Origin of the sequence: Allokutzneria albata (genome assembly GCF_900103775.1) — a bacterium.
In the GTDB taxonomy this organism is placed as follows: Bacteria; Actinomycetota; Actinomycetes; order Mycobacteriales; family Pseudonocardiaceae; genus Allokutzneria; species Allokutzneria albata.
Map to the genome: position 1 here is coordinate 1,817,101 of NZ_LT629701.1, position 26,018 is coordinate 1,843,118.

Sequence of the window (26,018 nt, forward strand, 5' to 3'; positions counted from 1 at the left end):
AAACATTGCGTCACGCAATAAGTGCGTGGCGCTGGTCAAGTATTCCAGGAGGCTCGGTGGCCCTGGCGGTCGTCCTGGTCGCGGCGTTCATGGACCTCGTCGACGTCACGATCCTCAACGTGGTGCTCCCGGCCATCGAGGCCGACCTCGGCGCCACCGCCGCCCAGCTGCAGTGGATGGTCGGCGGCTACGCGCTCGCCCTGGCCGTCGGGCTGATCACCGGCGCCCGCCTCGGCGACCTGCTCGGCCACCGCCGGGTCTTCGTCACCGGGCTCGCCGGGTTCGCGCTGGCCTCCGCGCTGTGCGGGCTCGCGGGCAGCGCGAACGTCCTGGTCCTGGCCCGCGTGCTCCAAGGCCTGCTCGCGGCGGTGATGATCCCCCAGGTCCTCACCCAGATCCAGCTCATGTACCCGCCGCAGCGCCGGGCCGCGCCGATGGCCGCCTACACCGCGTTGTCCGGGCTCGCTGCCACCCTCGGCCCGATCCTCGGCCCCGCGCTGCTGGCCTGGGACCTCGGCGGGCTGGGCTGGCGGCTGGTGTTCTGGGTGAACGTGCCGATCGGCCTGCTCGCGGCGGTCGCCGCCCTGCGGCTGCTGCCGGAGGACAAGCCCGCGCCGTCGCGGCGCCTCGACCTGGTCGGCCTGGTGCTCTCGGCGGTGGGGCTGTTCCTGGTGCTCTACCCGCTCAACCACAACGGGAACTGGGAGCTGCTGGCCGCGGGAGCCCTGGTGCTGGCCGTGTTCGTCCTCCACGAACGCCGCGTCGCCGACCCGCTGGTGGACCTGTCGCTGCTGCGCGTCCGCTCGGTCTCCGGTGGACTGCTGCTCCAGCTGCTGTTCTTCGTGCCCACCATGGGGTTCTTCCTGGTGTACATGCTCCACCTGCAGAACGCGGCCGGGTTCGGCCCGATGTCGGCGGGCCTGATGATGCTGCCGTGGTCGGTCGCGGTCCCGGTGTTCGCCGGGCTCGCCGCGGCCGTGCTGCTGCCCAGGACCGGCCGCCTCACCGTCCAAATAGGACTGGTCGTGCTCGCGGCCGGGTTCGCGCTCGTCGCCGCGCAGCCCGAGCTGGTGTGGGGCCTGATCGTCGGCGGAGCCGGAATGGGCCTGATCATCGCGCCGCTGGCGCAGCTGACCCTCGGCGAGGTCGCCGAATCCGACGCGGGATCGGCCTCCGGGCTCTACAACACCGTCGCCCAGCTCGCCGCCTCGCTCGGGGTCGCGATCATCGGCACGCACTACACCAGCACCGCCTCGCTCGCCTCCGCACTCCGGCTGGGCGTCCTGATGCTCGCGGTCGCCCTCGCGGCCACGTTCCTCCTGCCGGGCCGCGCCGCGGCCCGGGAGGTCGTCCATGCCTGAGCGCCTGCACGCCACCTACGTGCCAGCGCACGGCGCTTTCGCTCTGTGGGGAGCCGAAACCGACATCGCCGGGCGCCGCGTCGTCTGCCGCCTCGCCCTCCCGCAGGGCGAGCGCGTCGAACCCGCGGACGTGGAGGCGTGCCTCGTCGGCCCCGACGAGCTGCCCGGTGCCACCGCGTCGGCGCGGGCCTGGCGCGAAGCCGTCCGGCTGGTCGAGAAAGGCGCCGACGACGACGCGTTCGCCGAGCTGGCTCAGCGCATGCCGCCCGCCGCGCACGCGATCCTCAACGCCGAGGAGACCGCGATCAGCTCGGCCGCCGCGCTCCTTGACCGCTACCGTCGAGCAGCAGCGGCCCGCGCCAAGCTCGGGGCCATCAACGCCGACCTCCGCCCCTACCAGGTCGACGGTGTCGCGTGGCTGCACTCCGTGCCCGGCGGGGGAGTGCTCGCCGACGAGATGGGCCTGGGCAAGACCCTCCAGGCGATCTGCCTGCTGGCCACCCGCGACGGACCACACCTGGTCGTCTGCCCGACCTCGCTGGTCGGGAACTGGCGGCGGGAGATCGGCCGCTTCGCGCCGGACACGCCGGTGCTCACCCACCACGGGCCTCGCCGCGACCTGCCCCGGCCGGTGCCGCCCCGCACGGTCGTGCTCACCAGCTACAGCGTCCTGCGCTCTGATTCCGGTCTGGCAGACGTCGACTGGGACGTCGTGGTGCTCGACGAAGCCCAGCAGGTCAAGAATCCCGACGCCCAGGCCAGCAAAGCCGCGGCGCGGCTCAGCGCGCAGCGCCGGGTGGCCATGACCGGCACCCCGGTGGAGAACCGCCTCGACGAGCTGTGGGCGATCATGTCGCTGACCAACCCGGGACTGCTCGGCACCCGCGCCCGGTTCCGGCAGCGCTTCGGCGCCCCCGTCGAACAACGCCGCTCCGCCACCGCCGCCGCCCGGCTCAACGCGCTGATCACGCCCCACGTGCTGCGGCGAACCAAATCCGAGGTCGCCACCGACCTGCCGCCGAAGGTGTACTCGACCGTCGCGTGCACCCTCACCGCCGAACAGGCCCAGCTCTACCGCGACGCCGTGGAGCGCGCCTTCACCGACGGGCTCGGCGCGGGCATCGAACGCCGCGGCCGCGTCCTGGCGCTGCTCACCGCGCTCAAACAGATCTGCAACCACCCCGCCCAGTACCGGCCCGACGAGCTGCCGCTGACCGGGCGCTCCGGGAAGTTCGACCGCGCGACGGAAATGCTCACCGAGATCGTCGAGGACGACGACCGGGCGCTGGTGTTCACCCAGTACCGGACGATGGGGGAGCTGCTGTCACGGCACCTCGCCCACCAACTCGGCGGCCCCGTGCCGTTCCTGCACGGCGGACTGACCGCGGCCCAGCGCGACGAACTCGTGCGGGCCTTCCAACACGACGACGACGCGCCGCCGGTACTCCTGCTCAGCCTGCGCGCGGCCGGATTCGGCCTCAACCTCACCCGCGCCGGGCACGTGATGCACTACGACCGCTGGTGGAACCCGGCTGTGGAGGAACAGGCCACCGACCGCGCCCACCGCATCGGCCAGACCCGCCCGCTCACCGTGCACACCCTCGTCACCGGCGGCACCATCGAAGACCACATCGCCCGCCTGCACGAGAACAAGCGCGCACTGGCCGAGGCGGTCTCCGGCGCCGAGACCGCATTCGCCGACCTGACCGACGAGCAACTGCACGACGTCCTCGACCTCGACCCGGGAGCCCTGAGTTGACCCAACCCGAGTTCGGCGCCACCCCCTGGGGCAGGGCCTGGGTCCGCGCCGTCGAGTCCACGGCGGTCACCCGGCCCAACCCGTTGCTGCCCAAGGCACGCAGCCTCGCCCGCAACAACGCCGTCACCGACCTGCGCACCGAACCCGGCCGCGTCACCGCCACCGTCTCCGGACACTCCGTCCACATCGGACTTCCACTGTGGACACAAGCCCCCGATGGGGTCGTCGCCGACCACACCGGCGACCTCCCCGACGAACTCGCCGGCACCCTCACCGTCGCCGTCCCGCTCGCCGAACAGCACACCGAATGCGGCTGCCGGGCGCGGACACCGCACTGCGCGCACGTGCTCGCCACCCTCTACACCCTCGCCCAGCGCGTCGACGAACGCCCCGTGCTCGCCGTCACGCTGCGCTACCCGCTCGACGCACCAATCGAGCCCGATTGGATTCCCCTCCGGGATATCGACATTGCGGGCTTCTACGGAGACTGAAAGCCTTCAGGACATGCCGGAAACCATCACGCGCTTCCGCGCCGACATCCCCGAGGCAGCCCTCGCCGACCTGCGCAGGCGGCTGACCGAGACCCGCTGGCCCGAAGCCGAGACCGTCGACGACTGGTCCCAGGGCGTTCCCCTGGCCTACCTCCGCGAACTCTGCCAGTACTGGGCCGACGAGCACGACTGGCGCGCCGCCGAGGCCCGCCTCAACTCCTTCCCCCAGTACCGCACCGAGATCGACGGGCTCGGCATCCACTTCCTGCACGTCCGATCCCCGCACCCGGACGCGCTGCCGCTGCTGCTCACCCACGGCTGGCCCGGCTCGGTGCTGGAGTTCCTGAAGGTCATCGGCCCGCTGACCAACCCGGCCGACCCCCGCGACGCCTTCCACGTCGTGTGCCCGTCCCTGCCCGGGTACGGCTTCAGCGACAAGCCCCGGGCCAGCGGCTGGGGCGTCCACCGCATCGCCACCGCGTGGATCGAGCTGATGGACCGCCTCGGCTACGAGCGCTTCGGCGCCCACGGCGGGGACTGGGGCACCAGCGTCACCACGAGCATCGCCCAGCAGGTACCCCGGCGGATCGTCGGCATCCACCTCGCCCCACCGCTGGCCGCACCCGACCCGGACACCTTCGGCGAGCTCACCGACGCCGAACGCGCCGCCATCGCCGACCTCGACCGCGCCAAGAAGACCGAGGACGGCTACTCCGTCCAGCAGGGCACCCGCCCGCAGACCCTCGGCTACGCCCTCACCGACTCCCCGGCGGGCCAGTGCGCGTGGATCCTGGAGAAGTTCCGCGCCTGGACCGACTGCGACGGCGACCCCGAACGCGCCCTCACCCGCGACGAGATGCTGGACAACATCACCCTCTACTGGCTCACCGGCACCGCCGCCTCCTCCGCCCGCCTCTACTGGGAGAGCATCACCGAGATCCAGAAGCTGTTCACCGATCCCACGACGTCCACAGTGGACGTACCGGTGGGCGCGGCGATCTTCCCGAAAGAGCTGCTGCGGCCCTCGCGGCGCTGGGCGGCCAAGCGGTTCACCGACATCCGCCAGTGGAGCGAACTGCCCCGCGGCGGCCACTTCGGCGCCTTCGAACAACCGGAGCTGTTCGTCGACGACCTGCGCGCGTTCTTCCGCCTCGTCCGCTGACCTCGGCTTCTGCCAGGGGACAACGCCGCATCGGGTGTAGCGGGGCGTGCGGGGAGTAGATCTTCGGTAAGACGGAGAGCTGCCACGGCAGCAACCGGAGTGACACCTCAGCCATGACCACCGCCGCCGCGTCCGACCACAAGGCCACCGGTCACAGCCTCGCCCACGCCCACTGGCTCGCCAAGGCCGCGGGCCTGGCCTACTCCGATCCGGCCACCGTCACGGCGAAGGTCGGGGAGTGGGGCTTCGACCGCGTCCGCCACCACCACACCCGGCACACCCCGCCGTTCCCCCTGCAGGACACCCAGGCCTACACCGCCGCCAGCGACTCCATGATCGTCGTCGCCTTCCGCGGCACCCAGCCCGTGGAGATCCGCGACTGGCTCTCCGACATCACCACCCCGCCGTGGCCCGGCTACGGCGGCACCGGGTTCATCCACTTCGGCTTCGGCCAGGCGCTGGACTCGGTCTACGCCGACGTGCTCGACGCGATCACCACCCTCCGCGACAACGACCAGACCCTGTGGATCACCGGCCACAGCCTCGGCGGGGCACTGGCCATGCTCGCGGGCGCCCGCCTGTACTTCGAGGACCCGAAGCTGCTCGCCGGCGGCATCTACACCTACGGCCAGCCCCGCACCTGCGACCCGCTGCTCGCCGCCGCGCACAACAAGGCCTTCGCCAAGCGCATGCACCGCTTCGTCAACAACAACGACATCGTCGCTCAGGTCCCGCCCGAGCCGTTGCTCCACCACGTCAACGCGCTGCACTACATCGACGCCAGCGGCAGGATCCGCGACAGCATGCCGCTGCTCGGCGCCCTGGTCGACCGGGTCAAGGGGTTGACCGCCGACGCGCTCGCCCCCGCCCGCGACGCCATCCGGGACCACTCCATCACCAAGTACGTCGACGCTATCGGAAAGAACCTCTAGTCAGTTTCGTCTCGAACGGTACGAAGCCGTGCTTGCGGTACAACGCCAGTGCGGCTTCGTTGCTCGAATACGCCGACACCGAGAACTCGTTCGCCCCGCACCCGGCCGCCCAATCGAAGAATCGCTCGATCAACGCCGAACCAATTCCGCGCCGCCGGGAAGCGGGAGCGACGCGCATGCTCTCCAGCACCCCCGTCACCGCCCCCGGTCGCAGCGACGACCTCCTGATCAGCCCCACCAGATGCCCCGCCACCTGGTCTTTCCCGGCCAGCAGGCACAACGCGTCCGGCTGGCCGACCAGGTCGGCGTAGTAGGCCGCACCCTCCCGAGCGGGCCAGCCCGTGTCCATGAACGGATCGCGCCGCCCGCCGTCCTCGGCGAACAGACCCTCCACCGACGACACGAGACCGTCAACGTCATTCTCTGTCGCAACAATGATTCGTGGATTCATGAAGAGACCGTAGCACGCCCATTTTTTATTAATTAAAAATGCCGTGGCACATGACGTGCAGAAGGTGCTGCGCGTGCTCGGGATCGGTTGCCGCGACGGCGGCCGCGCTGGTCACGGCGAGCAGGTTCGCCACCGTGAGATCGGCGCCCACGGCGCCCTCCTCCTGGGCTCGGGTGAGCAGCTTCGCCGCGCTCGACCGCATCGCTTCATGCCAACCGCCGAACAACTCCGTGCGCCGCTCGCTGTTGTTCTCCGTGCAGGCCAAAGCCAACGGGCGCTTGGTGGCGACATGTGCCACGAAGCAGCTCAGCCATTCCTCCAGTGCCTCCGCCGCAGATGTCCGGTGGAGAAGTTCGGCGCCCCGCGCGCAGAGCGCGTCCACTTCCCCGGCGTAGACGGCGACGAGAAGGTCGGCGCGAGTGGGGAAGTTCCGATACAGGGTGGCGTTGCCGACCCCCGCGCGCCGGGCGACCTCGTCCAGTGCGGCATCGGGACCGGACTCGTCGAACAGGCTCCGCGCCGCGGCGATGAGCAGCTGGACGTTGCGCGCGGCGTCTGCCCGGCGTGCCATCGACCGACTCCTTGCGAAACGGGGAACTCCCCACTACGGTACCGCCCGACACAAGCGGGGATATCCCCATTTAGTGGGAGAGGCGGAGAACATGGCTCTGAGCAGCGGCGATCGTGTCGCCATCGCGGACGTGCTGTCCATGCACGGTCACATCTGCGACAGCGGGGAACTGGACCGGCTGGACGAGGTCTTCACCGCCGACGCCACCTACGACCTCACCGACTTCGGACAGCACCCGCTCGAAGGAGTGCGAGCCATCGCGGCGGCGGGGCGCGCGTTGGGGGAGCTGAACCCGGTCGGCCACCACATCACCAACATCGTCCTCACCGAACTCGGGGACGGCTCGGTGCACGCCCGCGCCAAGGGAATCGGCGTCAACGCGGACGGAACGTGCGCGAGCGTGACCTACGAGGACAGGCTCCTCCGCGGTGAGGAGGGCTGGCGGATCGAGCGGCGCAAGGTGACCGCGCACCGGGTCCCGCTCGGCGGGAAGCACTAGCCCAGGACCGGAAGGACAGCCCGGAAAGCGCGCAGCAGCGGACGGTCGTCACCCCGCCGCCACGCCAAGGCCAAAGTGGACGGTCCCAGTCCCCGCACCGGCCGCGTGACGATCCCGTCCCGCGTCACCAGGACCGCGTTGCCCTCCGCCACCAGGCACACGCCCAGCCCCGACGCCAACGCCTCCACCGTCTCCTCCGTCGAAGCGACCTCACCGCCGATGACCGCGGGCGCCCCGCCGCGCGCCTCCACGGCCAGCCAGTGATCACGCGCGGGGCCGCTGTCCTTGGGCAGCGCGAGAAACGGCTCGCCCAGCAGGTCGACGAAGTCGATCTCCTCCCGCGCCGCCAGCGGATGCGACTCCGGCAGCGCCACCAACCGGGGCTCCACGGCCACCGGCACCCACTCGAAGCGTTCCGGCTCGGTCAAGGGCAACCACACGAACGCCGCGTCGGTGCGCTGCCGTTCCTCCGCGTCCAGGCCCGCCGTGACGTCCTCCCAGCCGACCTGCCGCAACACCAGCCGCACACCCGGCGCGGTCTCGGCGAAACGCGCGCGGATCGCGGGCAGCAGACCCCGGCCCAGCCCGGTGCTCATGCCGATGACGAGCGTCGCCTCCGAATCGGCCGCCGCCGACGCCAGCACGTCCTCCGCGCGGCTCCACGCCGCCAGAACCTCGCGCGCGGCGGGCAGCAACGCGCACCCGGCCGGGGTGAGCTGGACCCCGCGGCGGTCCCGGACGAACAACGGCGTGCGCAGCTGCGTCTCCAACGCCCTGATCTGCTTGGACAGCGCGGGCTGGCTGACGTACAGCGCCTCGGCCGCCTCCGTGAAGTGCAGGTGCTCGGCGACAGCGACGAAGTAGCGCAGATCCCGCAGGTGCACGTCCATGCCCTTTGGTTATCACGGCAGGTCTTGGACGCGGAACACCGTTCGACCGCAAGGTTCTCCCATCCCGATGACGACAGGAGAGACAGTGAGCAGGAACAGGGTGTGGCTGGTGACCGGCGCGGGCAGCGGCTTCGGACGCGCGATCGTCGAGGACGCCGTCGCCGCGGGGGACGTGGTCGTCGCCACCGCCCGGCGGCCCGAGGTGCTGGCCGACCTCGTCGCCGCGCACGTGGACCAGGTCGAAGCCCTCGCACTCGACGTCACCGACCACGAGGCGATCGCCGCCGTCGTCGCCGACGTGCAGACCCGCTACGGGCGGATCGACGTGCTGGTCAACAACGCCGGACGCGGACAGGTGGGCGCCGCCGAGGAGACCACCGAAGAAGAACTGCGAGCGCTGTTCGAGCTGCACGTGTTCGGGCCCGCCGCCCTGGTGCGCGCGGTCCTGCCGGGCATGCGCGCCCGCCGCAGCGGCGCGATCGTGCAGATGTCGTCCATGGGCGGCCAGGTCGCCTACCCCGGCTTCTCCGCCTACTGCGCGACGAAGTTCGCCCTGGAGGGCTACTCCGTCGCCCTCGCCGCCGAGGTCGCGCCCCTGGGCATCGACGTCCTGATCGTCGAACCCGGCGCGTTCCGGACCTCCTTCTCCGGCGCCGGGCTGGTGGAGAGCGCCGAGCTGCCCGACTACCGCGACACCGTCGGGCCCACGCGTACCATGATCAAGAGCATCGACGGCACGCAGCCGGGCGACCCGGCCAAGGCCGCGGCGGCGATCCGCACCGCGCTCGACGCCGAGACCGTGCCGCTGCGGCTGCCGCTCGGCGACGACGCGGTCGACGCCGTGCTGGAACACCTGCGCGCGACCGGGGAGGAACTGCGCGAGTGGGAGAAGCTGTCCCGCTCCACCGCGTTCTGACCCAACGCCGGCGGTGCCTGGTGCGTCCTACGGAAAAGCAGGCACGACGGACGAGGTGGTGATCACGTGCTCATCGATCAGGGCCTGCCCTGGTTGTGCGCGCGAGTGGTGGGTGGCTGCGGTGCGCCACCGAAGTCGGGGCACCGGGGGCACCGGTGGCTCGAACGGGGACACGCGGCGGTGGCAGAGTCCAGGTCACTAGGGTTGATCACGTGAAGTGGCGACGTGGTGGCTGGGAGCGGGTGCCCGCTCCGTCCTCAGTAGCAGAGACCTCCGTGGTGAACCCGCAGCGCCCGCCGACGATGAAGATCGCGGCGCCGGAGCGGGCACTGGCCCTGCAACCGGGGGCGGTCGACCTGGACTTCGGGGTTTCCGGGGCGCGGTGGCTGATGCTCGGCGGCGGGATCTCCGGGTTCCTCGCCGTGGTCTGCGCCGCCATCCTCACCGACGGTGAGACGCACCCGTGGATCTGGCTGTGGCAGATCGTCTCCGGCGCGGCGTTCCTGTGGTTCGTCGGCAGCGCCCGCGCCTCGCTGCGCGGCCGCGGCCTGATCGTGGACCGGCGGGCGCTGTGGTGGCGGGCCGAGGGAACGCTGCACGCCGTGCCGTGGCAGGAGATCGGCGCGGTCGGCATCAGCTCCCGGCCGCTGCTGGACCGGGCCAGCGTGGTGCGGCCGGACCAGCGGATCGGCCTGGAGGTCTTCCCCGCCGACCCGGCCTTCCCGGCGCGGTACCCGCAGCTGGACCAGTGGCGGGTGGACGAGCCGCCGCCGCGCGAGGGCCTGCCCGCCACCCGGTACCGGTTTCCGTTGCCACCCGCGGGACGGCTGCCCGGCAAGGTCGAGGACGCCGTGCAGGACGTCGCCGCCAACGCCTGGGTCGGCCGCTACCGCATCGAGGCGCCGATCTCCGCGTGACGCGCACCGGCCCGGCCGGGGGAGTCCCCGGCCGGGTCAGCGCGCGAGCTTGTCCGCCGCCTCGCGCTGACGGCGGGCGACCTCGTCGGTGAACTCCACGATGGCGCGCAGCGTGGTGTCGTCGTAGTCGGCGCACAGTTCGGCCACGCTGTCGAGGTAGTCCTTCAGCAGGATGTCCGCGCCCTGCCTGCGGTCACGGCGCACCTCCACCAGCAGCCGCCTGCGGTCCTGCGGGTGCGGGTTCCGCCGCGCGAAGCCCTTCTCCTCCAGCCGGTTGATCAGCCCGGTGATCGAGGCGGGCGCCAGCCCGCACCGCCGGGACAGCTCGCCGGGGGTCAGCGCGCCGCTGTTCTCCAGCAGCTCCAACGCCTTCTCCTCGACCGGGGACAGCCCCTGCTTGTCGGCGACAGCGGAGTGGAGGGCCACCGCGGCTGCCGCCAGCCGCCTGCCCGCCGCGAGAACCTGGTCTACGAGCTCGTCCCGACTGTTGGCCACGATCATGATCATATCTAGACATTCGTTCGGCGAACGAAATTAAAGGGCGCAGCGGATCCGGCCCGGCGGGGGATGGTTGTGATTGTCGTTTTCGATTAGGGTGGGGGGTGAAGATCGACGAGGGGAGAGTGGGCGTGATCGTTCCGGGTGTGGTCTCGGTGACCTTCCGGCAGTTGTCGGTGCCCGAGGTCGTGGGGGTGACGGCGGATGCGGGACTGCGGGCGATCACGTGGGGCGGTGACGTGCACGTGCCGGTCGGCGACCTCGCCGCCGCGGAGCGCGCCAGGACGCTCACCGCCGACGCCGGGCTGCTCGTGGAGGGCTACGGCTCCTACTACAAGGCGGGCGAGACCGAACCCGCCGCGTTCGCGGACGCCGTGCGCACCGCCGTCGCGCTGGGCGCACCGGTGATCCGGGTCTGGGCGGGAGTCACCGGGACCTCCGACACCGACCCGGCCCGCCGCGCGGCCGTCACCCAGGACCTGCGGCGTTGCGCCGACCTCGCCGCCGTGCACGGCATCCGGGTTGCGGTCGAATACCACGTCGAGACGCTGACCGACGACATCGACTCCGCCACGCGGTTGTTCGACGAGGTCGACGCGCTCGTGCCGTACTGGCAACCCAAGGAGACCCCCGACGTGGACGCGTGCCTGAAGGAGGTGCGGTCGCTGCTGCCGAAGCTGCGCACCGTGCACGCCTTCTCCTGGGGGCCGGACGGGTTCACCGAGCGGCTGCCGCTGTCCGACCGCGCCGACCTGTGGCGGCCGGTGCTCGCCGAACTGACCTCCGACGGGCAGGACCGGTTCGTGCTGCTGGAGTTCGTCCCGGACGATTCCGTCGAGCAGTTTCGAAACGACGCCGCCGCACTCCTTGGCTGGTCTGCTGTGGACTGATGCGGTCCGACCGGATCACGCGGTGGCTCACCGACAACGCGATCGCGCTGCACGGGGTCGAGCCCGGGACCGGAACCTCGAACCCCTCGCGGACGCCCTCGCCGGAGTGCGGCACCGGGACCGCGCGGCCGGCGCTGGCCGCGGTCGGGTTCTGGACCTGGCACACCGAAGAGGTGCTGGAGCTCGTGGAATGGCTGCGCGCGCACAACGCCACACTGCCCAGGGACCAGCGCGTGCGGTTCCGCGGCATCGACCCGCTCGACGAACCCGGCGCCGACCAGTGGACCCGCGACCGGGCCGCGGAGATCAACGCCCTGCCCGCCCTGTCCGCGAAGGGCAGCGCGCTGCGCGACAGGTACATGACCGAGGCCGTGCAGCGGATCGCACCCGACGACAAGGTGATCGTCTGGGTGCACAACGGCTAGGTCTCCCGCGACGGCCGCGGCAGCCTCGGCGCGCATCTGGCCCGCAGCCAGGGCTCGACGGCCGCGCGAGCCCTTCTGGGGGATGACTCACGCGACCGCCGGGGAGTCCTCGCGGGGACTCCGCACCAGTGAAGCAAGGAGCCCGGCGCCCGTCGTCAGTGCTGGGTGGCAGGATCGGTACGCGGCTGGATGTACTCCGCTCCCTCCCGGGGGAGTCAACCGCCAGTCGAAAGGTGTAGTCAGCACCGATGCGCCCGCCAGGACGACTTTGACCTAATGATCGGCATGACGACGAAGGGAACACCCGTGCGGGCTCACCTCGGCGCGGTGGGGCGGCGGGCGCTGGTGCTGGTGGGGCTGGTGCCCTCGGCGATGATCACGCTGTTCGCCGGGATCGCGCTGCTCATCTCCGCGATGATGATCGTGGCGGCCGGGATCGGGCTCGTGCTGGTGCCGCTGGCCCTGGTGGCGCTGCGGGGGTGGACCGATCTGCACCGCGTCCTCGCCGGACGGCTGCTGGGCCGGGAGGTGCCGGTCCGCTCGCGCGGGCTGCGCGGCGGGGTCGGCTCCTGGTGGAAGCAGCTGCTCGGCGACCGCGCCACCTACCGGGACCTGCTCTGGATGCCGCTGCAGGTCGTCGTCGGCGGGGCGCTCGGGCTGGCGGCGATGCTGCTGCTCGGCATCCCGGTGGTGTCGGTGGCGGCCATGGTGCTGTGGTGGCTGCCGATCGGGGCGGAGCTGCAGTACCTGCCGGGCTTCGCCATGGGCGACCCGCTGTCCGCGTACGGCTTGGGCATCCCCGGGCTGCTGCTCGGCTCGCTGCTGGCGTACAAGCTGATCCCGCCGATGGCGCAGGCGTGGGCCGAGCTGACCGCGCGGCTGCTGCACGAGTCCACTGTGGACGCGTTGGAGAAGCGGGTCGACGTGCTCACCGAGACCAGGGCCGACGCGCTGCACGCGCACAACGCCGAACTGCGGCGGATCGAGCGCGACCTGCACGACGGCACCCAGGCGAAGCTGGTGTCGATCTCGCTGCGGCTGGGCATCGCGCAGCAGGTGGTCCGCGAGGAACCGGAGACCGCGCTGACCCTGATGAGCGAGGCCCAGCAGCGCACCGACTCCGCCATGGCCGAGCTGCGCACCATCGCCAGGACGATCTACCCGCCGATCCTCGCCGACCGCGGCCTCACCGGGGCACTGCACTCGCTGGTCGCCGACTCCGGGGTGCCCGCGCACCTGGAACTGGGCGAGGTCGGGGCGCTGCCCGCGGCGATCGAGGCCGCGGCGTACTTCGTGGTCGCCGAGTCGCTGGCCAACGTGGGCAAGCACAGCGGGGCGAGCTTCGCGCTGGTCTCGGTCGGCCGGATCGACGACCACCTGCGGGTGTCGATCACCGACGACGGTCGCGGCGGGATCGAGGAGTCCCGGGGCAGCGGCGTCACCGGCATCCGCCGCCGGGTCGCCGCACTGGACGGAAGGACCACCGTGGACAGTCCGGTCGGCGGACCCACCACCGTCACCGCGGAGTTCCCGTGCGCGCCGTGATCGCCGAGGACAACGTGCTGCTCTCCGAGGGGCTTGAGCTGCTGTTGCGGCGCGCGGGCTTCGAGGTCGTGGCCAACGTCGGCGACGGAACGGAGCTGGTCGAAGCGGTCGTCGAACACCGCCCGGAGATCACCGTCGCCGACGTGCGGATGCCGCCGACCTTCCGCGACGAGGGCATCCGCGCGGCGATCGAGGCCCGCAGGCTGGTGCCCGGCCTGCCGGTGCTCGTGCTCTCGCAGTACGTGGAGACCACCTACGCCTCCGAACTGCTGGCCGATGCCTCGGGCGGGATCGGGTACCTGCTCAAGGACCGCGTCGGGCACGTCGCGGAGTTCACCGACGCGCTCGAGCGGGTCGCGGCGGGCGGCACGGTGATGGACCCCGAAGTGGTCTCGCAACTGCTCACCCGGCGCACCCGCGACCCGGTGGAGTCGCTGACCCCGCGCGAGCGCGAGGTGCTCGGCCTGATGGCGCAGGGGCTGGACAACCAGGGCATCTGCGACAGGCTCGTGATCTCCACGAGCTCGGTGCAGAAGCACATCGGCAGCATCTTCACCAAACTCGACCTGCCCGCCGTGGACAGCGGCAACCGACGCGTCCTCGCCGTGCTCGCCTACCTCGACTCCACCCGCTGACCGGGAGGCCGACCCCCGGACCCGGGTGATCTTCGGCGGGAGGTGTGCGAGATTGGTCGGCGTGACTGCCACGATGCTCGCCGGACGGCTCGACCTGACCACCAAGCGCTTCGCGGTCGAAGAGGTCCCCGTTCCGGATCCCGCCCCGAACGAGGTCCTGGTCGCCGTGCGGGCGTCCGGGGTCTGCCTGTCCGACCTGCACCTGATCGGTGGCGTGTTCACGCCCGCCCACAACTCGGCGCCGGCGGTGACCCTCGGCCACGAGGTCGCCGGGGTGATCGAGGCGGTCGGCGCGGACGTGCCGGACCGGCTGCGGGTGGGCCAGCGCGTCGCGCTCCAGGCCGGGCAGTCCTGCGGCCGCTGCGACAACTGCGTGCGCGGGCTGAACCCGTGCCTGAACGTGCTCACCCGCGGCGTGGACTACGACGGCGGCTGGGCGGAGTACACCGTGGCCCGCCACGACACGGTCGTCCCGATCCCCGGCAACCTCCCGTTCGAGCAGGCCGCGATCATCCCCGACGCCGTCTCCACCCCCTACGCCGCGATCGTGACGACCGCGCAGGTCCGGGTCGGCGAGTCGGCTGGTGTCTGGGGCACGGGCGGCCTCGGCACGCACGCCGTGCAGATCCTCCGCCTGGTCGGATCGGCCCCGATCATCGCGATCGACCCGAACCAGGCGGCCCGCGAGCGCGCGCTCGGCTTCGGCGCCGACACCGCGCTGGACCCGCTGGCCGAGGACTTCGCCGAGCAGCTGCGCGCGGCCACCGGCGGCAAGGGCCTCGACCACGCCTTCGACTTCGCCGGAGCGGGTGCCGCCCGCAAGCAGGCGGTGAAGTCCCTGTCGCGCAAGGGGAAGCTCGTGCTGGCCGGGCTCACCCCGGAGCGGCTGGAGGTCTCCGACAGCATCGGCTTCTGCTACGAGCTGCAGCAGGTCCTGGGCCACTACGGCTCGCTGCCGCAGCACGTGGAGGACCTGATCGGGCTCGCCGGGCACGGGCGGCTGGACTTCTCCCGGTCGATCACCGACCGCATCCCGCTCGCCGAAGCCGACCGCGCGGTGAAGCAGCTGCACGACAAGGTCGGCGACCCGATCCGCCTCGTGCTCACTCCATGAGCAACAGGGTTTTCCCGAGCGCGCCGCGGGTTTCGATCGCAGCGTGAGCGTCCGCGGCGCGCTCCAAGGGGAAGCTCTGCCCGACCACCGGCCGGAGCCTGCCCGCCGCGGCTTCGGCCAGCACCCGCTCCGCCCACGCCCGCGCGTGCTCGCCGAAGCCGAAGAGCTGTTCGATGCCAAGCACTTCGACGCCCGAGCCGGAGGCGTCGAACGAGGAGACCGAACCGCTGGACGCGCCGTGCACTGAGAACCGCCCACCGGGTCGGACCAGGCCGAACGCCGCGCGGCCGATCTCACCGCCGACACCGTCGAAGACGACGTCCACCGGTCCGAGCCCCGCAGTCCAGTCCACTGTGGAGTAATCGACCACCACATCCGCGCCGAGCGACCGCGCCAGGTCGAGCTTGCGCGCGCCCCGTGCCGCCCCGATCACCCTGGCGCCCCGCGACTTGGCGAGCTGCACGAGCAGGCTTCCGACTCCACCCGCCGCGGCCTCCACGAGGACCACCTCGCCGGGCTGGACGCGGGCCCCCTCAACGAGTCCGAGCGCCGTGGAGCCATCGGTGTGCAGCGCGACCGCGTCGGCGAACCCCAGCGCCTCCGGCACCGCGATCAGCGACTCGACCGGCGCGGCGGCCTGCTCGGCGAACGAACCTGTCATGCCAGGGTCGGCGAGCACGCGGCGGCCGAGCCAGCCGGTGTCGACGCCCTTGCCGGTCGCGATCACCACGCCCGCCACGATGCCGCCGGGCACGTAAGGCGGCTCGGGCACCTCGTGCCACTCGTCCACGCCGCGCCGGATCTGGGTGTCCACAAAGGTGATCCCCGCGACGGCGATCTTCACGACGACCTCGTCCGCACCGGCTTCGGGCGCGGGCGCCGAACCGGGCACCAGCACCTCGGGACCGCCGAACCGCGTCAGCTCCACAACTCGCATGCCCCGAGTCTTCAACCTCAACGCGAGTTCAGGTCAACCTCGCGCGGAGAAACGACGCCGTCGCGGCGTCAGCCGGGAAGAAGGACTCCACGGACAGCTCCGCGACGGTGACGTCCAACGCCGTGCCGAAGGTGGACACCGTGCTCAGCAGGCTCAGCTCCGCGTCCTCGTAGCGGATCCGCAGCGGCACGAACACCTCGCCGGTGTCGGGCACCTCGACCTCGGGCTCGTCGCACGGGTACTCCCGCAACTCCGCCAGCAGCTCGGCGACGTCGGCGTCCCCGCTGACCGCGACCTCCCTGGCGAGGCGGCCGAGCAGGTGCGCCCGCCACTGGCCGAGGTTGGCGATGCGCGGGGCCATGCCGTCCGGGTGCAGGCTGATCCGCAGCGCGTTCGGTTGCCCGGCGAGCAGGTGCGGCGCGATGTCGTCGGTGAACAACGAGCTGGCCGCGTTGGCCTCGACCAGGTTCCACCGGCGGTCGACGGCCACCGACGGGTAGGGCTCGTGCGCGGCGAGGACCTGCCGAACCGCCGCCTGCACCGCGCTCAGCCGCGGCGAGTCCAGCGCGCTCTCCCGGTAGGCGGGCGCGAACCCCGCGGCCAGCAGCAGCCGGTTGCGTTCGCGCAGCGGCACCTCCAGCTGCTCGGCCAGCCGCAGCACCATGTCCCGGCTCGGCGCGGAGCGGCCCGTCTCGACGAAGCTCAGGTGCCGCGCGGAGATGTCGGCGCGCAGCGACAGGTCCAGCTGCGACAACCGGCGCCGCCCGCGCCAGTCCCGCAGCAACTCGCCAACCGGAGTGCTCATGACCTGAGCTTAGGCGCAGGCGCCATTACCTCCGGGGTAATCGACACCACGACCTCCTCCGGTCGATTGTTGTTCCACACCAACCGAAGGAGATCGCAGTGACCGACATCGCCGCACGCTACATCGCCGTCTGGAACGAGACCGACGCGGCGAAGCGCAGGCACCTCGTCGACGAGCTGTTCACCGAGGACGCCACCTACACCGACCCGCTGGCCGACGTGGCCGGGCGCGACGGCATCGACGCCGTGATCGCCGGGGCCCAGCAGCAGTTCGCCGGACTGGTCTTCAGCGCGCCCGCCGAGGCCGACGCGCACCACGACATCGCCCGCTTCCACTGGCACCTCGGCGTTCCCGGCGAGGCGGAGCCACTGGCCATCGGCTTCGACGTGGTGCGCGTGCACGGCGACCGGATCAGCTCGGTGCTGGGGTTCCTGGACCGGGTACCCGGCTGAGCAGCGCCATCTCCTCGACGGAGAGCTTGATCTGCGCCGCCGCCACGTTCTGCTCCAGGTGCTCCGGATCGCCGGTGCCCGGGATCGCCAGCACGTTCGGCCCCCGGTGCAGCGTCCACGCGATCATCACCTGCGCCGGGGTGACCCCGTGCGCGGCGGCGACCTCGGCGACCGCGTCCGGCGCACCGCGGTCCACGGAGAAGAACGGCACGAACGCGACGCCCTGCTCACCGCACAGGTCGAGCAGGGCGTCGTCCTCGCGCGCCCCCAGCCCGTACAGGTTCTGCACGCACACCACCGGTGCGATCGCCCGGGCCTCGGCCAGGTGCTCGGCCCCGACGTTGGAGACGCCGAGGTGCCGGATCAGCCCCTCCTCGCGCAGCTCGGCCAGCACGCCGAAGTGCTCGGCGAGCGAACCGGTTCCACGCTCCAGACCGGCACCGATGCGCAGGTTCACCACGTCCAGCTGGTCGAGGCCGAGCTGACGGAGGTTCTCCTCGACCTGCCCGCGCAGCTGCTCCGGTCGGGCGCGGTACCACTCGCCGGAGGGGTCCCGGCCCGGGCCGACCTTGGTCACGATCACCAGGTCCGACGGGTACGGCCGGAGGGCGGAGTTGATCAGCTCGTTCGCCGACAGCCGCGGCGAGAAGTAGAAGGAGGCGGTGTCGATGTGGTTCACGCCGAGCTCCACCGCGCGTCGCAGCACCGAGACGGCCTGGTCGCGGTCGAGCGGGCGGGTGGTCAGGCGCATCGCGCCGAAGCCGAGCCGGTTGACCGTGCGGTCGCCCAGCTCCCATGTGGACGTCGTCATGCTGCCCAGCCTGCGCCCGGCGCGGCGGTCGCGCCGCCGATCGGCAACTTCCTGCCACACTGGACGCGTGAGCAGCACGATCGTCCGGAGCGAGGAAGCGCTCTTCGCGCGCACAGCGCACCTGTTCGCCTCGGCGACCGAGGTGGCGTGCGCGGCCGACGACCTCAACACCTGGGCGAGCTCGCGCCCGCGGCCCCGCCCGCAGCTGTACGGGGACAAGCGCATCCGCAAGATGTACCGACCCGGCGTGCTGCTCGACCCGCCCTCGGCCGCGCACCTGCGCGAGCTGGACCGGGTCGGCGTCGACGTGCGGATCAGCCCCGACGAGATCAACGAGACGATCATCCTCGACCGCCGCCTGGTCATCCTGGCCGGTGAGCTGGTCGGCGGCGCCCGCGAGTTCAGCGTGTTCGACAGCGCCGACGTGGTGCGCAGCGTGTCCACGTTGTTCGAGGCAGCCTGGCGGGTGGCGAGCCCGCTGTCCGCCTACGAAGTCCGTTTCGCGGAACTGCGCGCGCTCGCGCCGAAGCTGCTCGACGCGCTCGCGTCCGGCTGCAAGGACGAGACCGCCGCGCGTCAGCTCGGCCTCGGCGTGCGCACGTACCGGCGGCGGGTGGCCGAGCTGATGGCGGCGCTCGGCGCGACGTCCCGGTTCCAGGCCGGGGTACGGGCCCGCGAGCTCGGGCTGGTGTGATCATCCGGGTACGGTTTCCCGGTGTTCCCGGGGCTCGACAAGATCGACTGGTTATCGCTGCAGCACGCATACGGACCCGCGGAGGACGTCCCGGAGATCCTGCGCGGCCTGGTTTCCGATGATCCCGAGGCCCGCCGGCTGGCCTACGAGGACTTCGCCGACGTCCTGCACCACGGCGGCGACGTGTACGAGCCGACCGCGGTCGCCGTGCCCTTCCTGCTCGAAGCGGTGTTCGACCCGTCGACCCCGCAGCGCCCCGACCTGCTGAACCTGATCGCCGGCATCGGTGGTGCCGACGAGACCGGCATCGACACCTGGGCTCCGGATGACCCCGACCCGTACGACAACCACCGGCACACCGCCGCCGCGCGCTCGTCGATCGGTGCCGCACTGGCAAGGCTCCTGACCCTGTTCGACGACCCCGATCCCGAAGTCCGCCGCGCGCTCCCCGCCGCGCTCGCCGTGTGCCAGGAACACTGGGGCGTCACGCTTTCCGCCTTGCGCGAGCGCATTCCCGTCGAACCCGATCCGCATGCGAGGGCCGCGGTCGTGCGAGCGGTCGGCATGATCGCGCCGCACCTGGACGACGAGACCGAACTCGACGAGACGCTGGCGTGGATCGCCGAGCGCGCCGCCGATCACACCAGCCCGATCGTGCGGCTGCGCGCACTGGCGACGCTCGCGGAAACCGACCCGTCCGCACTGCCCGCCGACCTCGCGGTCGCCGAGGTCGACGCTGACGCCGGATACCTCGTCCGATCGCTGGACACCGCGCTCGGCGGCCGCGTCGCCGAACGAACGTCGCTGATCACCGGGCTGCTTTCCCATTCCAGCAAGGAAAACCAACGGTTGGGGAATTCCCTGGCGCGCGGGCTCGTCCGCGAGTGGCGCGGCGACCACGGCGAACTCGCCCGGCGCGTCGGTGACCTGCTCGCGGACCCTGAGCTGGCCAAGGACGCGGCGCAGACCCTGGACCACTTCGGCCCGGAGGCCCTACCGGCGGCGGATGCCCTCGTCGCGGCGCTGAACGGCTCCCCGTGGATCGTGCGGGCACTGGCGCGCACAGGCGACGAGCGCGCGTTGGATCCAGTGCGAGAAGCCTTGCGGCGCGAGGACATTCCCCGCGACATCGGCACCATGCTCTACGGAATCCGGGCACACGCCGCGGCACTGCTGCCGGTGCTGCGCGCACGGCTCCGCGATGTCAGCGACGAGTGGCGACGTGGAGCGCTGCTGACCGCGATCGGCAACCTCGAAAGCGGTGGTGCCGAGGCAGCTCCCGATCTTGTGGAGCTGTTGCAGGCCGGGATTCGTGACAGCGCCCTGTTCTACGCGCTCCGGGCAGTGGGACCGGTGGCGCACGCGGCAGTTCCCCTGCTACGGCCGCTCTGCGAAGAGCACCCGTTCGACGCACCGCTCGCGCTCTGGCGGATCGCGGGCGACCCCGCACCGGCTCTGGCCGCGATCTCTCCGAGCAACGACGGAATGCGATTGGCCGCGGCGCTCGGTCCCGCGGCGGCCAGCGCGCTGCCGATCGTGCGCGCGCGACTGGTCGAAGCGGGTGATCCTTGGGCGGGCCTGCGCGCCGCCATCGCGCTCTGGGAGATCACCGCCGACCCGGAACCCGTGGTACCGGCACTGATCGCGGCGTGGCGCGGCAGCCCGCTCTACCGCACCCTCGTAGCCCAGTACCTGGCGGAGATCGGGCCACCCGCCAGTGCCGCCGCGGGGTTGCTGCGCGCGGAACTGGCCCAGCCCAGGCGCCACAACAGCGACGTCCACTTCGTCGACGCGGTGAGCGAAGATCTGGAACTCCTGAACGCCTGCGCCCGCGCTTTAGGTTTTTTCGGTCCGTCACAGGGCAACTAAATCCCATGCGACACCTACGTCGGCCGCACCAGCCCGGTGACCAGTGGACACCGGCCAACGAAGCGGACCAGAACTTCGGGGCGATCCTGCTTGTCGAGCTGGTCGTCCGGCCCGTGGCGTACACGACCTTCGAACCGGGACCAGACCCCCGGCGCGGAACCATGGCGGAGCTGTTGGCGCTCACCTCCGTCCTGCGTGTCGACCACCTCGTCATGCGCGTCCGAGCCGTGGTCGAGACCGAAGGGCAGCGGGCACCGCACGGAGGCGCGGAACGCATCGCCACCGCGGTGCTGGAGACCTGCGAGGCGTTCACCCACCGATGGCGCAACAAGCTGCTCGACCCGCCGGTGTTCAACCGGGAGCTGACGGTCCTCGAAGAGTTCCTGGACGCGATAGCGCTCGATCTCGCGTCGGGCCTGAACCACGGCAGGGTCTGAGGAGACGACGATGGCCATCGAAGGACAGCAACCCGAACAGCAGCAGTCCTACCCGGGCAGCACGGACGAGATGAGCCCCGAGCCGCACGACGAGATGCGCGGCTACGTCGGGCGCGGCCTGCTGGCCGGGCGGAAGGCGTTGATCACCGGAGGGGACTCCGGGATCGGGCGGGCAGTCGCCGTCGCCTTCGCCAAGGAGGGAGCCGACGTCGCGATCGGCTACCTCGACGAGCAGGAGGACGCCGACGCCGAGCACACCAAGAGCCTGATCGAAGCCGAAGGCCGCACCGCGCTGGTGCTGCGCGCCGACCTCGCCGAGGAGCAGAACTGCCGCGACGTCGTGCGGCGCACCGTCGACGGGCTCGGCGGACTGGACCTGCTGGTCAACAACGTGGCGACGCAGCAGCCCGTCCAGGACTTCGCCGAACTGGACCCCGAGCAGTGGGACCGGACGTTCAAGGTCAACATCTACAGCTACTACTGGGTCACACTCGCCGCGCTGCCGCATCTGCCCACGGGCTCCGCGGTGATCAACACCAGTTCGGTCAACGGACTCCGCGGGAACAAGTCGCTGATCGACTACTCGGCGACCAAGGGCGCGGTGAACGCGCTGACCTACTCGCTGGCGCAGGCCCTGCGGGAGCGCGGCGTCCGGGTCAACGCGGTCGCCCCCGGCCCGGTGTGGACGCCGTTGATCCCGGCGACCATGGGCGAGGAGAAGGTGAGCGAGTTCGGCACCCAGGCACCGATGGGGCGCGCCGCCCAGCCCGACGAGATCGCCCCGTCCTACGTGTTCTTCGCCGCCGACCAGCTCTCCAGCTACTACACCGGAGAGGTCCTTGCTCCGATCGGGGGCGAGACCCTGCCCGGCTGAGCCACTGCTGAAAGACTTGACGCCGTGAATGACGATCTTGTGGCTCTCGCCGAAGCGCACGGCGTCGCGACCTGGTACGAGGACGGGAACCGGGAGCGCGTCGACGTCGCCCCGGACGTGGTCGCCGATGTGCTCGCCCTGCTCGACGTGGACGCCTCGACGCCCGAGTCGGTGCGCGCCGAGCTGGATCGGGTACGAGCGCGCGCGAGCGAAGACCGGTTGCCGCCGACGATCGTGCTGCGGCAGGGAGCGACCCGCGCCGTCGGCACGGGAGAGCTGCGCTGCGAGGACGGCACCACGCTCATCGTGGACGGGGAGCTGCCCGCCGATCTCCCGCTGGGCTGGCACGAGCTGCACGTCGGCTCGCAGGCCGTCACCGTCGTCGTCGCCCCGCCCGCGCTGCCCGAGCCGCCGCGCGCATGGGGGTGGATGCTCCAGCTCTACGCCGTCCGCTCGGCCGAGTCGTGGGGGATGGGCGACCTGGCCGACCTAGCCGAGTTCACGCGGTGGGCAGGGGAGTGCGGGGCCGGGATGGTGCTCGTCAACCCGCTGCACGCGCCGAACCTCGTCGAGCCGGTCGAGCCGTCGCCCTACTCCCCGTCCAGCCGCCAGTTCGTCAACCCGCTCTACCTCCGCGTCGAGCAGACCGACGCCTACGCGCGCGCCGACGCCGACACACGGGCACAGGTCGACGCGCTGCGCGCCCCCAACCTCGACCGCATCGACTACGACCAGGTGTGGCAGGCCAAGCGCGCCGCGCTGGAGTTGTTGTGGCCCTTCGCCGAGGTGTCCGAGCCGGCCCCGGCACTGCTGGACTTCGCCACGTTCTGCGCGCTCGCCGAGAAGCACGGCCCCGACTGGCGCAAGTGGCCCGCGGAGTTGCAGCACCCCCGGGACGTCCAGCAGGACGGCGACCGCGTGCGGTTCTACGTCTGGCTGCAGCAGTTGTGCTTCGCCCAGCTCTCCCGCGCCCGCCACGACGGCGTCCGCGTCGTGCACGACCTCGCCGTGGGCGTCAACCCCGCGGGCGCGGACGGCTGGATGCTCCAGGACGTCCTGGCGAAGGCCAGTGTCGGCGCTCCCCCCGATGAGTTCAACCAGCAGGGCCAGAACTGGGGCCTGCCCCCGTGGCGCCCGGATCGCTTGGCGGAGCAGGGATATCGGCCCTATCGCGATGTGCTCCGCGCCGTGCTCCGGCACGCCGACGGCATCCGCATCGACCACGTCGCCGGCCTGTGGCGGCTGTGGTGGGTTCCCGAGGGTTCCGGCCCCGAGCGCGGCACGTACGTCCACTACGACGCCGAGGCCATGCTCGGAATCCTCGCCCTGGAAGCACATCGAGCCAACGCGGTGGTGATCGGCGAAGACCTCGGCACCGTCGAGCCCGAGGTCACCGAGGCGCTGCACGCGCAGAACATGCTCGGCTCCACCGTCGTCTGGTTCCAGCGCGACCACGAAGCCGAAGGCCGCCCCCTGATCCCGCCCGCCGCGTGGCCCGCCAACGCCGTCGCCAGCATCTCGACCCACGATCTCCCCACCGCGCCCGGCTTCCTCACCGGCGAGCACGTGCGGGTCCGCTCCGAGATCGGAGTCCTCGCCCGACCGCTGGCAGAGGAACAGGCCCACGCCGAGGCCGAACGCGCCGACTTCCTGGCATTGCTGCGCTCCGAGATGCTGCTCGGCCCGGACTCGGCGTCCGTCGACGAGATCGTCGTTGCGCTGCACGGTTTGCTCGTTCACAGCCCGTGCCGGGTGCTGCTGATCTCGCCGTACGACGTTGTGGGGGAGGTCCGCCAGCCGAACCTGCCTGGGACTGTTTCCGAGTATCCCAACTGGAAGTTGCCTCTTCCGTTGGACTTGTCTTCTTTGCGGGGTGATTCTCGGGTGCGGAAGGTGGTTGAGCTGCTTTCCAGCGTGGGGTCGGCTTGACCTGGGGCCCCTTGCGCGTGCCGAGGGCCTGCCGGGCGGGCACGGTCAGGAACCGGCCCTCGCGGGAAAGCGTATGGCACGCGCACCCCAGGTAAAGCCTCGGTTGGGTTGGGCGGCTCGCTTTCCTTGCGCTGCAACGGATTAGACACTGTCAGACCCGCGGCTATAATCGAGGTATCCAACACGAGGGGGGTGAATCATGTTGGATGTCAAGGAAATCATGGATGTCCTGGTTGGCCATCTCGCGGCGAACGACACGTATCAGTTGTCCGAGGACGAACATCTGGCGTTCCTGCAAGACCTCGAAACCATCACGAATCTCGTCACCGCGGCGAAAATCGACGCCGCCACGCACGCCGAAGAACGCGGCCTGCACGCCCGGTATGGGTGTAAGAGTGTGTCGGTGTTGTTGCGGGAGAAGCTGAAACTCAACCACGCCGACGCTACCCGCCGCACTTGTCTCGTCCACGAACTACCGGCGCTGCCCCACACTCGTGAAGCGGTCTATGCGGGTGTGATCAGTAGCGAGCACGCGCTGGTGATCTCCGATGCGATCAAGCGTCTCCCTGGCGAACACGTCGAGCAGGCGGATCAGGCGTTGGCCGAGGTCGCTCCGACGTTGCCCCCGCGTGATTTGATGCGGGTCGGTAAGCACCTGCGGTCGCTCGTCGACCCGGACGAGGTCTACCGGGATGAGCAGGAAGGCATCGCCAAGCCGGCACTGCGGATGGGCAACGACCAGGACGGGTGCCTGCACATCAAGGCGATCATCGATCCGCTCAACGGCGAGAAGTTCAGGACGTTCCTGCCGGCGTTGTCCAAGCCGAAGACGGTCAACGGGGAGAAAGACCCGCGTACCTCGGAGCAGCGGTTGGCGGATGCGTTCATCGAAGCGATGACCACGGCGATGTCGGCGAAGGATCTCCCCATCAACGGTGGCATGCGGACCCAGTTGATCGTGACCATGGGTTTCGATGCTCTCGCGGCGAAGACCGGGTGTGGTCAGCCCCAGAACGGTGACCCGATCAGCGCAGGGTTGATGCGGCAGGCGGCTTGCGACGCCGGAGTCATCCCGATCGTGCTCGGCGGGGACAGTGAACCCCTGGACTACGGCCGGGAACGGCGCCTCGCCTCACCCGCTCAGCGCCGTGCCCTGGCCCTACGGGACAAGGGATGCGCCTTCCCCGGGGTGTGATCGGCCACCGGCGTGGACGGAAGCCCACCATGTATGGCAGTGGATCGACGGCGGGCCGACCGACCTGACGAACCTGATCTTGTTGTGTGTGCACTACGTCGTCAACGGCTTCGTGCAGGGCGTCGCACTGTTGATGCGCAACGAGATCGAGGCGCAGCGGACCAGCGGCATGACCAACCGGCAGTGGTGGGACCGGGCCGAGCCCGGGTTCGCCGAAGTGCTGGCGTCGGGTGAGTTCCCGGTGCTGTCCAGGGCCGAGGACGCCGACTTCAACGACGGCTACGAGAGCATGGACGAGGACTTCGAGTTCGGCCTCAAGCGCGTGCTGGACGGCCTGGAGGTGTTCGTCGGTGGCCGCGCGTAGGTTCGGCCCATGACCACGCGGACGATCCACGGGATCGACTGGGACCACGGGGACGACCTGACCGGGCTGAGCTTCGAGCAGGTGGCCTTCGTCGACATCGACCTCACCGAGGCCGCCGGCCAGGGCGCGACGTTCGCCGGGTGCACCTTCCGCGACACGCTGTTCAACGTCTCCGAGCACTCCGGATCGGCGTTCCTCAACTGCACGTTCACCAAGTGCGACTTCTTCGAGGCGACCTTCACCGACTGCAAGTTCGTCGGCAGCAGGTTCGACGGCTGCGCGTTCGGCCTGACGAAGGTCGTCGGTGGGGACTGGTCGTTCACCGGCCTGCGCGGAGAGGACCTGCGCAAGGCGTCGTTCAGCGGGGTGCGCATGCGCGAGGCGGACCTGACCGGCGTGCGCTGCGAGGGCGCGACGCTGCACCGCGTCGACCTCTCCGGAGCGGTGCTGGACAGGGCCAACCTGGAGCGCTGCGACCTGCGGGGCAGCGATCTGTCCGCTGTGGACCCGTTGACCGTGTCGCTGAAGGGCGCGCTGATCGAACCGGAGCAGGCGATGGTGCTCGCCGCCGGGCTCGGCGTGCGGTTCGCCTGAC

At 71.0% G+C, this 26,018-nt stretch carries 29 protein-coding genes and 1 pseudogene; 23 read left to right on the forward strand and 7 right to left on the reverse strand.

Annotated elements, in window-relative coordinates; genetic code table 11:
* The first annotated feature begins 56 nt into the window (after positions 1-56).
* From BLT28_RS08000 to BLT28_RS08020, 5 genes are all read left to right on the forward strand, one after another.
* Positions 57-1,361, forward strand: a complete 1,305-nt coding sequence (locus BLT28_RS08000) for a DHA2 family efflux MFS transporter permease subunit (RefSeq protein WP_052408086.1) — start codon at positions 57-59, stop codon at positions 1,359-1,361.
* Positions 1,354-3,120 carry a DEAD/DEAH box helicase gene (locus tag BLT28_RS08005; RefSeq protein WP_030433014.1) on the forward strand — a complete coding sequence of 589 codons (1,767 nt, stop codon included), beginning with the start codon at positions 1,354-1,356 and terminating at the stop codon, positions 3,118-3,120. The genes BLT28_RS08000 and BLT28_RS08005 overlap by 8 nt, the downstream gene beginning before the upstream one ends.
* A complete protein-coding gene (locus BLT28_RS41285; protein WP_030433015.1) occupies positions 3,117-3,611 on the forward strand; it encodes a hypothetical protein in 495 nt (164 codons plus the stop codon). Before BLT28_RS08005 ends, BLT28_RS41285 begins: the two co-directional genes overlap by 4 nt.
* A gap of 13 nt (positions 3,612-3,624) precedes the next feature.
* Positions 3,625-4,773 (forward strand): epoxide hydrolase family protein, encoded by a 1,149-nt coding sequence (locus BLT28_RS08015; RefSeq protein ID WP_030433016.1) that lies wholly within the window; start codon positions 3,625-3,627, stop codon positions 4,771-4,773.
* A gap of 113 nt (positions 4,774-4,886) precedes the next feature.
* A complete protein-coding gene (locus BLT28_RS08020) occupies positions 4,887-5,705 on the forward strand; it encodes a lipase family protein (RefSeq protein ID WP_030433017.1) in 819 nt (272 codons plus the stop codon).
* Here BLT28_RS08020 and BLT28_RS08025 read toward each other — a convergent pair.
* Positions 5,686-6,156 (reverse strand): GNAT family N-acetyltransferase, encoded by a 471-nt coding sequence (locus BLT28_RS08025; RefSeq protein WP_030433018.1) that lies wholly within the window; start codon positions 6,154-6,156, stop codon positions 5,686-5,688. The two genes, BLT28_RS08020 and BLT28_RS08025, sit on opposite strands and share 20 nt — an antisense overlap.
* A 28-nt stretch (positions 6,157-6,184) precedes the next feature.
* A complete protein-coding gene (locus BLT28_RS08030; protein WP_030433019.1) occupies positions 6,185-6,727 on the reverse strand; it encodes a TetR/AcrR family transcriptional regulator in 543 nt (180 codons plus the stop codon).
* Between the two features lie 91 nt (positions 6,728-6,818).
* Between BLT28_RS08030 and BLT28_RS08035 the strand changes: the two genes are divergently transcribed.
* The gene (locus BLT28_RS08035; RefSeq protein ID WP_030433020.1) at positions 6,819-7,226 is read left to right on the forward strand and encodes a nuclear transport factor 2 family protein; all 408 of its coding nucleotides are present in this window, start codon (positions 6,819-6,821) and stop codon (positions 7,224-7,226) included.
* Here BLT28_RS08035 and BLT28_RS08040 read toward each other — a convergent pair.
* Complete coding sequence (locus BLT28_RS08040) at positions 7,223-8,116, reverse strand: LysR family transcriptional regulator (protein ID WP_030433021.1); 894 nt, start codon at positions 8,114-8,116, stop codon at positions 7,223-7,225. The genes BLT28_RS08035 and BLT28_RS08040 overlap by 4 nt on opposite strands.
* A 67-nt stretch (positions 8,117-8,183) precedes the next feature.
* Here BLT28_RS08040 and BLT28_RS08045 point away from each other — a divergent pair, with 67 nt between their 5' ends.
* Positions 8,184-9,032: an oxidoreductase gene (locus BLT28_RS08045; protein WP_030433022.1), complete on the forward strand. Its 849-nt coding sequence runs from the start codon at positions 8,184-8,186 to the stop codon at positions 9,030-9,032.
* A 212-nt stretch (positions 9,033-9,244) separates the two neighbouring features.
* On the forward strand, positions 9,245-9,949 hold the full coding sequence (locus BLT28_RS08050; RefSeq protein WP_156051717.1) for a hypothetical protein: 705 nt from the start codon (positions 9,245-9,247) through the stop codon (positions 9,947-9,949).
* 36 nt (positions 9,950-9,985) lie between these two features.
* Here BLT28_RS08050 and BLT28_RS08055 read toward each other — a convergent pair whose 3' ends face one another.
* On the reverse strand, positions 9,986-10,444 hold the full coding sequence (locus BLT28_RS08055; RefSeq protein ID WP_162184935.1) for a MarR family transcriptional regulator: 459 nt from the start codon (positions 10,442-10,444) through the stop codon (positions 9,986-9,988).
* Positions 10,445-10,578: 134 nt separating this feature from the next.
* On the opposite strand from BLT28_RS08055, the gene BLT28_RS08060 reads away from it, so the two are divergent.
* The 5 genes from BLT28_RS08060 (at position 10,579) to BLT28_RS08080 (ending at position 15,056) form a co-directional block, all read left to right on the forward strand.
* Entirely contained in the window at positions 10,579-11,337 is a 759-nt protein-coding gene (locus tag BLT28_RS08060) for a sugar phosphate isomerase/epimerase family protein (RefSeq protein ID WP_030433025.1), read from the forward strand.
* Positions 11,337-11,762: an erythromycin esterase family protein gene (locus BLT28_RS08065; RefSeq protein WP_030433026.1), complete on the forward strand. Its 426-nt coding sequence runs from the start codon at positions 11,337-11,339 to the stop codon at positions 11,760-11,762. Before BLT28_RS08060 ends, BLT28_RS08065 begins: the two co-directional genes overlap by 1 nt.
* A gap of 285 nt (positions 11,763-12,047) precedes the next feature.
* Positions 12,048-13,307, forward strand: coding sequence for a sensor histidine kinase (locus BLT28_RS08070; RefSeq protein WP_030433027.1), 1,260 nt, complete (start codon positions 12,048-12,050; stop codon positions 13,305-13,307).
* Positions 13,295-13,942 carry a LuxR C-terminal-related transcriptional regulator gene (locus BLT28_RS08075; protein ID WP_030433028.1) on the forward strand — a complete coding sequence of 216 codons (648 nt, stop codon included), beginning with the start codon at positions 13,295-13,297 and terminating at the stop codon, positions 13,940-13,942. Before BLT28_RS08070 ends, BLT28_RS08075 begins: the two co-directional genes overlap by 13 nt.
* 61 nt (positions 13,943-14,003) lie before the next feature.
* Positions 14,004-15,056 (forward strand): zinc-binding dehydrogenase, encoded by a 1,053-nt coding sequence (locus BLT28_RS08080; protein WP_231950686.1) that lies wholly within the window; start codon positions 14,004-14,006, stop codon positions 15,054-15,056.
* Here the strand turns inward: BLT28_RS08080 and BLT28_RS08085 are convergent.
* Positions 15,046-15,993, reverse strand: a complete 948-nt coding sequence (locus BLT28_RS08085) for a zinc-binding dehydrogenase (protein ID WP_030433030.1) — start codon at positions 15,991-15,993, stop codon at positions 15,046-15,048. The two genes, BLT28_RS08080 and BLT28_RS08085, sit on opposite strands and share 11 nt — an antisense overlap.
* A 28-nt stretch (positions 15,994-16,021) precedes the next feature.
* The gene (locus tag BLT28_RS08090; protein WP_030433031.1) at positions 16,022-16,798 is read right to left on the reverse strand and encodes a helix-turn-helix domain-containing protein; all 777 of its coding nucleotides are present in this window, start codon (positions 16,796-16,798) and stop codon (positions 16,022-16,024) included.
* A 98-nt stretch (positions 16,799-16,896) separates the two neighbouring features.
* On the opposite strand from BLT28_RS08090, the gene BLT28_RS08095 reads away from it, so the two are divergent.
* Positions 16,897-17,250, forward strand: a complete 354-nt coding sequence (locus BLT28_RS08095) for a nuclear transport factor 2 family protein (protein WP_030433032.1) — start codon at positions 16,897-16,899, stop codon at positions 17,248-17,250.
* Here BLT28_RS08095 and BLT28_RS08100 read toward each other — a convergent pair.
* Positions 17,210-18,061 carry an oxidoreductase gene (locus BLT28_RS08100; protein WP_030433033.1) on the reverse strand — a complete coding sequence of 284 codons (852 nt, stop codon included), beginning with the start codon at positions 18,059-18,061 and terminating at the stop codon, positions 17,210-17,212. The genes BLT28_RS08095 and BLT28_RS08100 overlap by 41 nt on opposite strands.
* Positions 18,062-18,128: 67 nt before the next feature.
* Here BLT28_RS08100 and BLT28_RS08105 point away from each other — a divergent pair, with 67 nt between their 5' ends.
* The 9 genes and pseudogenes from BLT28_RS08105 (at position 18,129) to BLT28_RS08140 (ending at position 26,017) form a co-directional block, all read left to right on the forward strand.
* Positions 18,129-18,755: a response regulator transcription factor gene (locus BLT28_RS08105; RefSeq protein ID WP_030433034.1), complete on the forward strand. Its 627-nt coding sequence runs from the start codon at positions 18,129-18,131 to the stop codon at positions 18,753-18,755.
* Positions 18,756-18,776: 21 nt separating this feature from the next.
* Positions 18,777-20,624 (forward strand): HEAT repeat domain-containing protein, encoded by a 1,848-nt coding sequence (locus tag BLT28_RS08110; RefSeq protein ID WP_030433035.1) that lies wholly within the window; start codon positions 18,777-18,779, stop codon positions 20,622-20,624.
* A gap of 5 nt (positions 20,625-20,629) precedes the next feature.
* On the forward strand, positions 20,630-21,061 hold the full coding sequence (locus BLT28_RS08115; RefSeq protein ID WP_030433036.1) for a hypothetical protein: 432 nt from the start codon (positions 20,630-20,632) through the stop codon (positions 21,059-21,061).
* A 10-nt stretch (positions 21,062-21,071) separates the two neighbouring features.
* On the forward strand, positions 21,072-21,935 hold the full coding sequence (locus BLT28_RS08120; RefSeq protein ID WP_030433037.1) for an SDR family oxidoreductase: 864 nt from the start codon (positions 21,072-21,074) through the stop codon (positions 21,933-21,935).
* Between the two features lie 24 nt (positions 21,936-21,959).
* Positions 21,960-23,864, forward strand: coding sequence for a 4-alpha-glucanotransferase (gene malQ, locus BLT28_RS08125; protein ID WP_030433038.1), 1,905 nt, complete (start codon positions 21,960-21,962; stop codon positions 23,862-23,864).
* A 199-nt stretch (positions 23,865-24,063) separates the two neighbouring features.
* Positions 24,064-25,059, forward strand: coding sequence for a DUF222 domain-containing protein (locus BLT28_RS08130; protein WP_083383692.1), 996 nt, complete (start codon positions 24,064-24,066; stop codon positions 25,057-25,059).
* Positions 25,013-25,108, forward strand: a pseudogene (locus BLT28_RS42810) (hypothetical protein); the annotation flags it as partial. The gene BLT28_RS08130 and the pseudogene BLT28_RS42810, both read left to right, overlap by 47 nt.
* Before the next feature lie 39 nt (positions 25,109-25,147).
* Positions 25,148-25,423: a TetR/AcrR family transcriptional regulator C-terminal domain-containing protein gene (locus tag BLT28_RS39940; protein WP_083383693.1), complete on the forward strand. Its 276-nt coding sequence runs from the start codon at positions 25,148-25,150 to the stop codon at positions 25,421-25,423.
* A gap of 9 nt (positions 25,424-25,432) precedes the next feature.
* Positions 25,433-26,017 carry a pentapeptide repeat-containing protein gene (locus tag BLT28_RS08140; RefSeq protein WP_030433041.1) on the forward strand — a complete coding sequence of 195 codons (585 nt, stop codon included), beginning with the start codon at positions 25,433-25,435 and terminating at the stop codon, positions 26,015-26,017.
* Position 26,018: the final 1 nt, after the last annotated feature.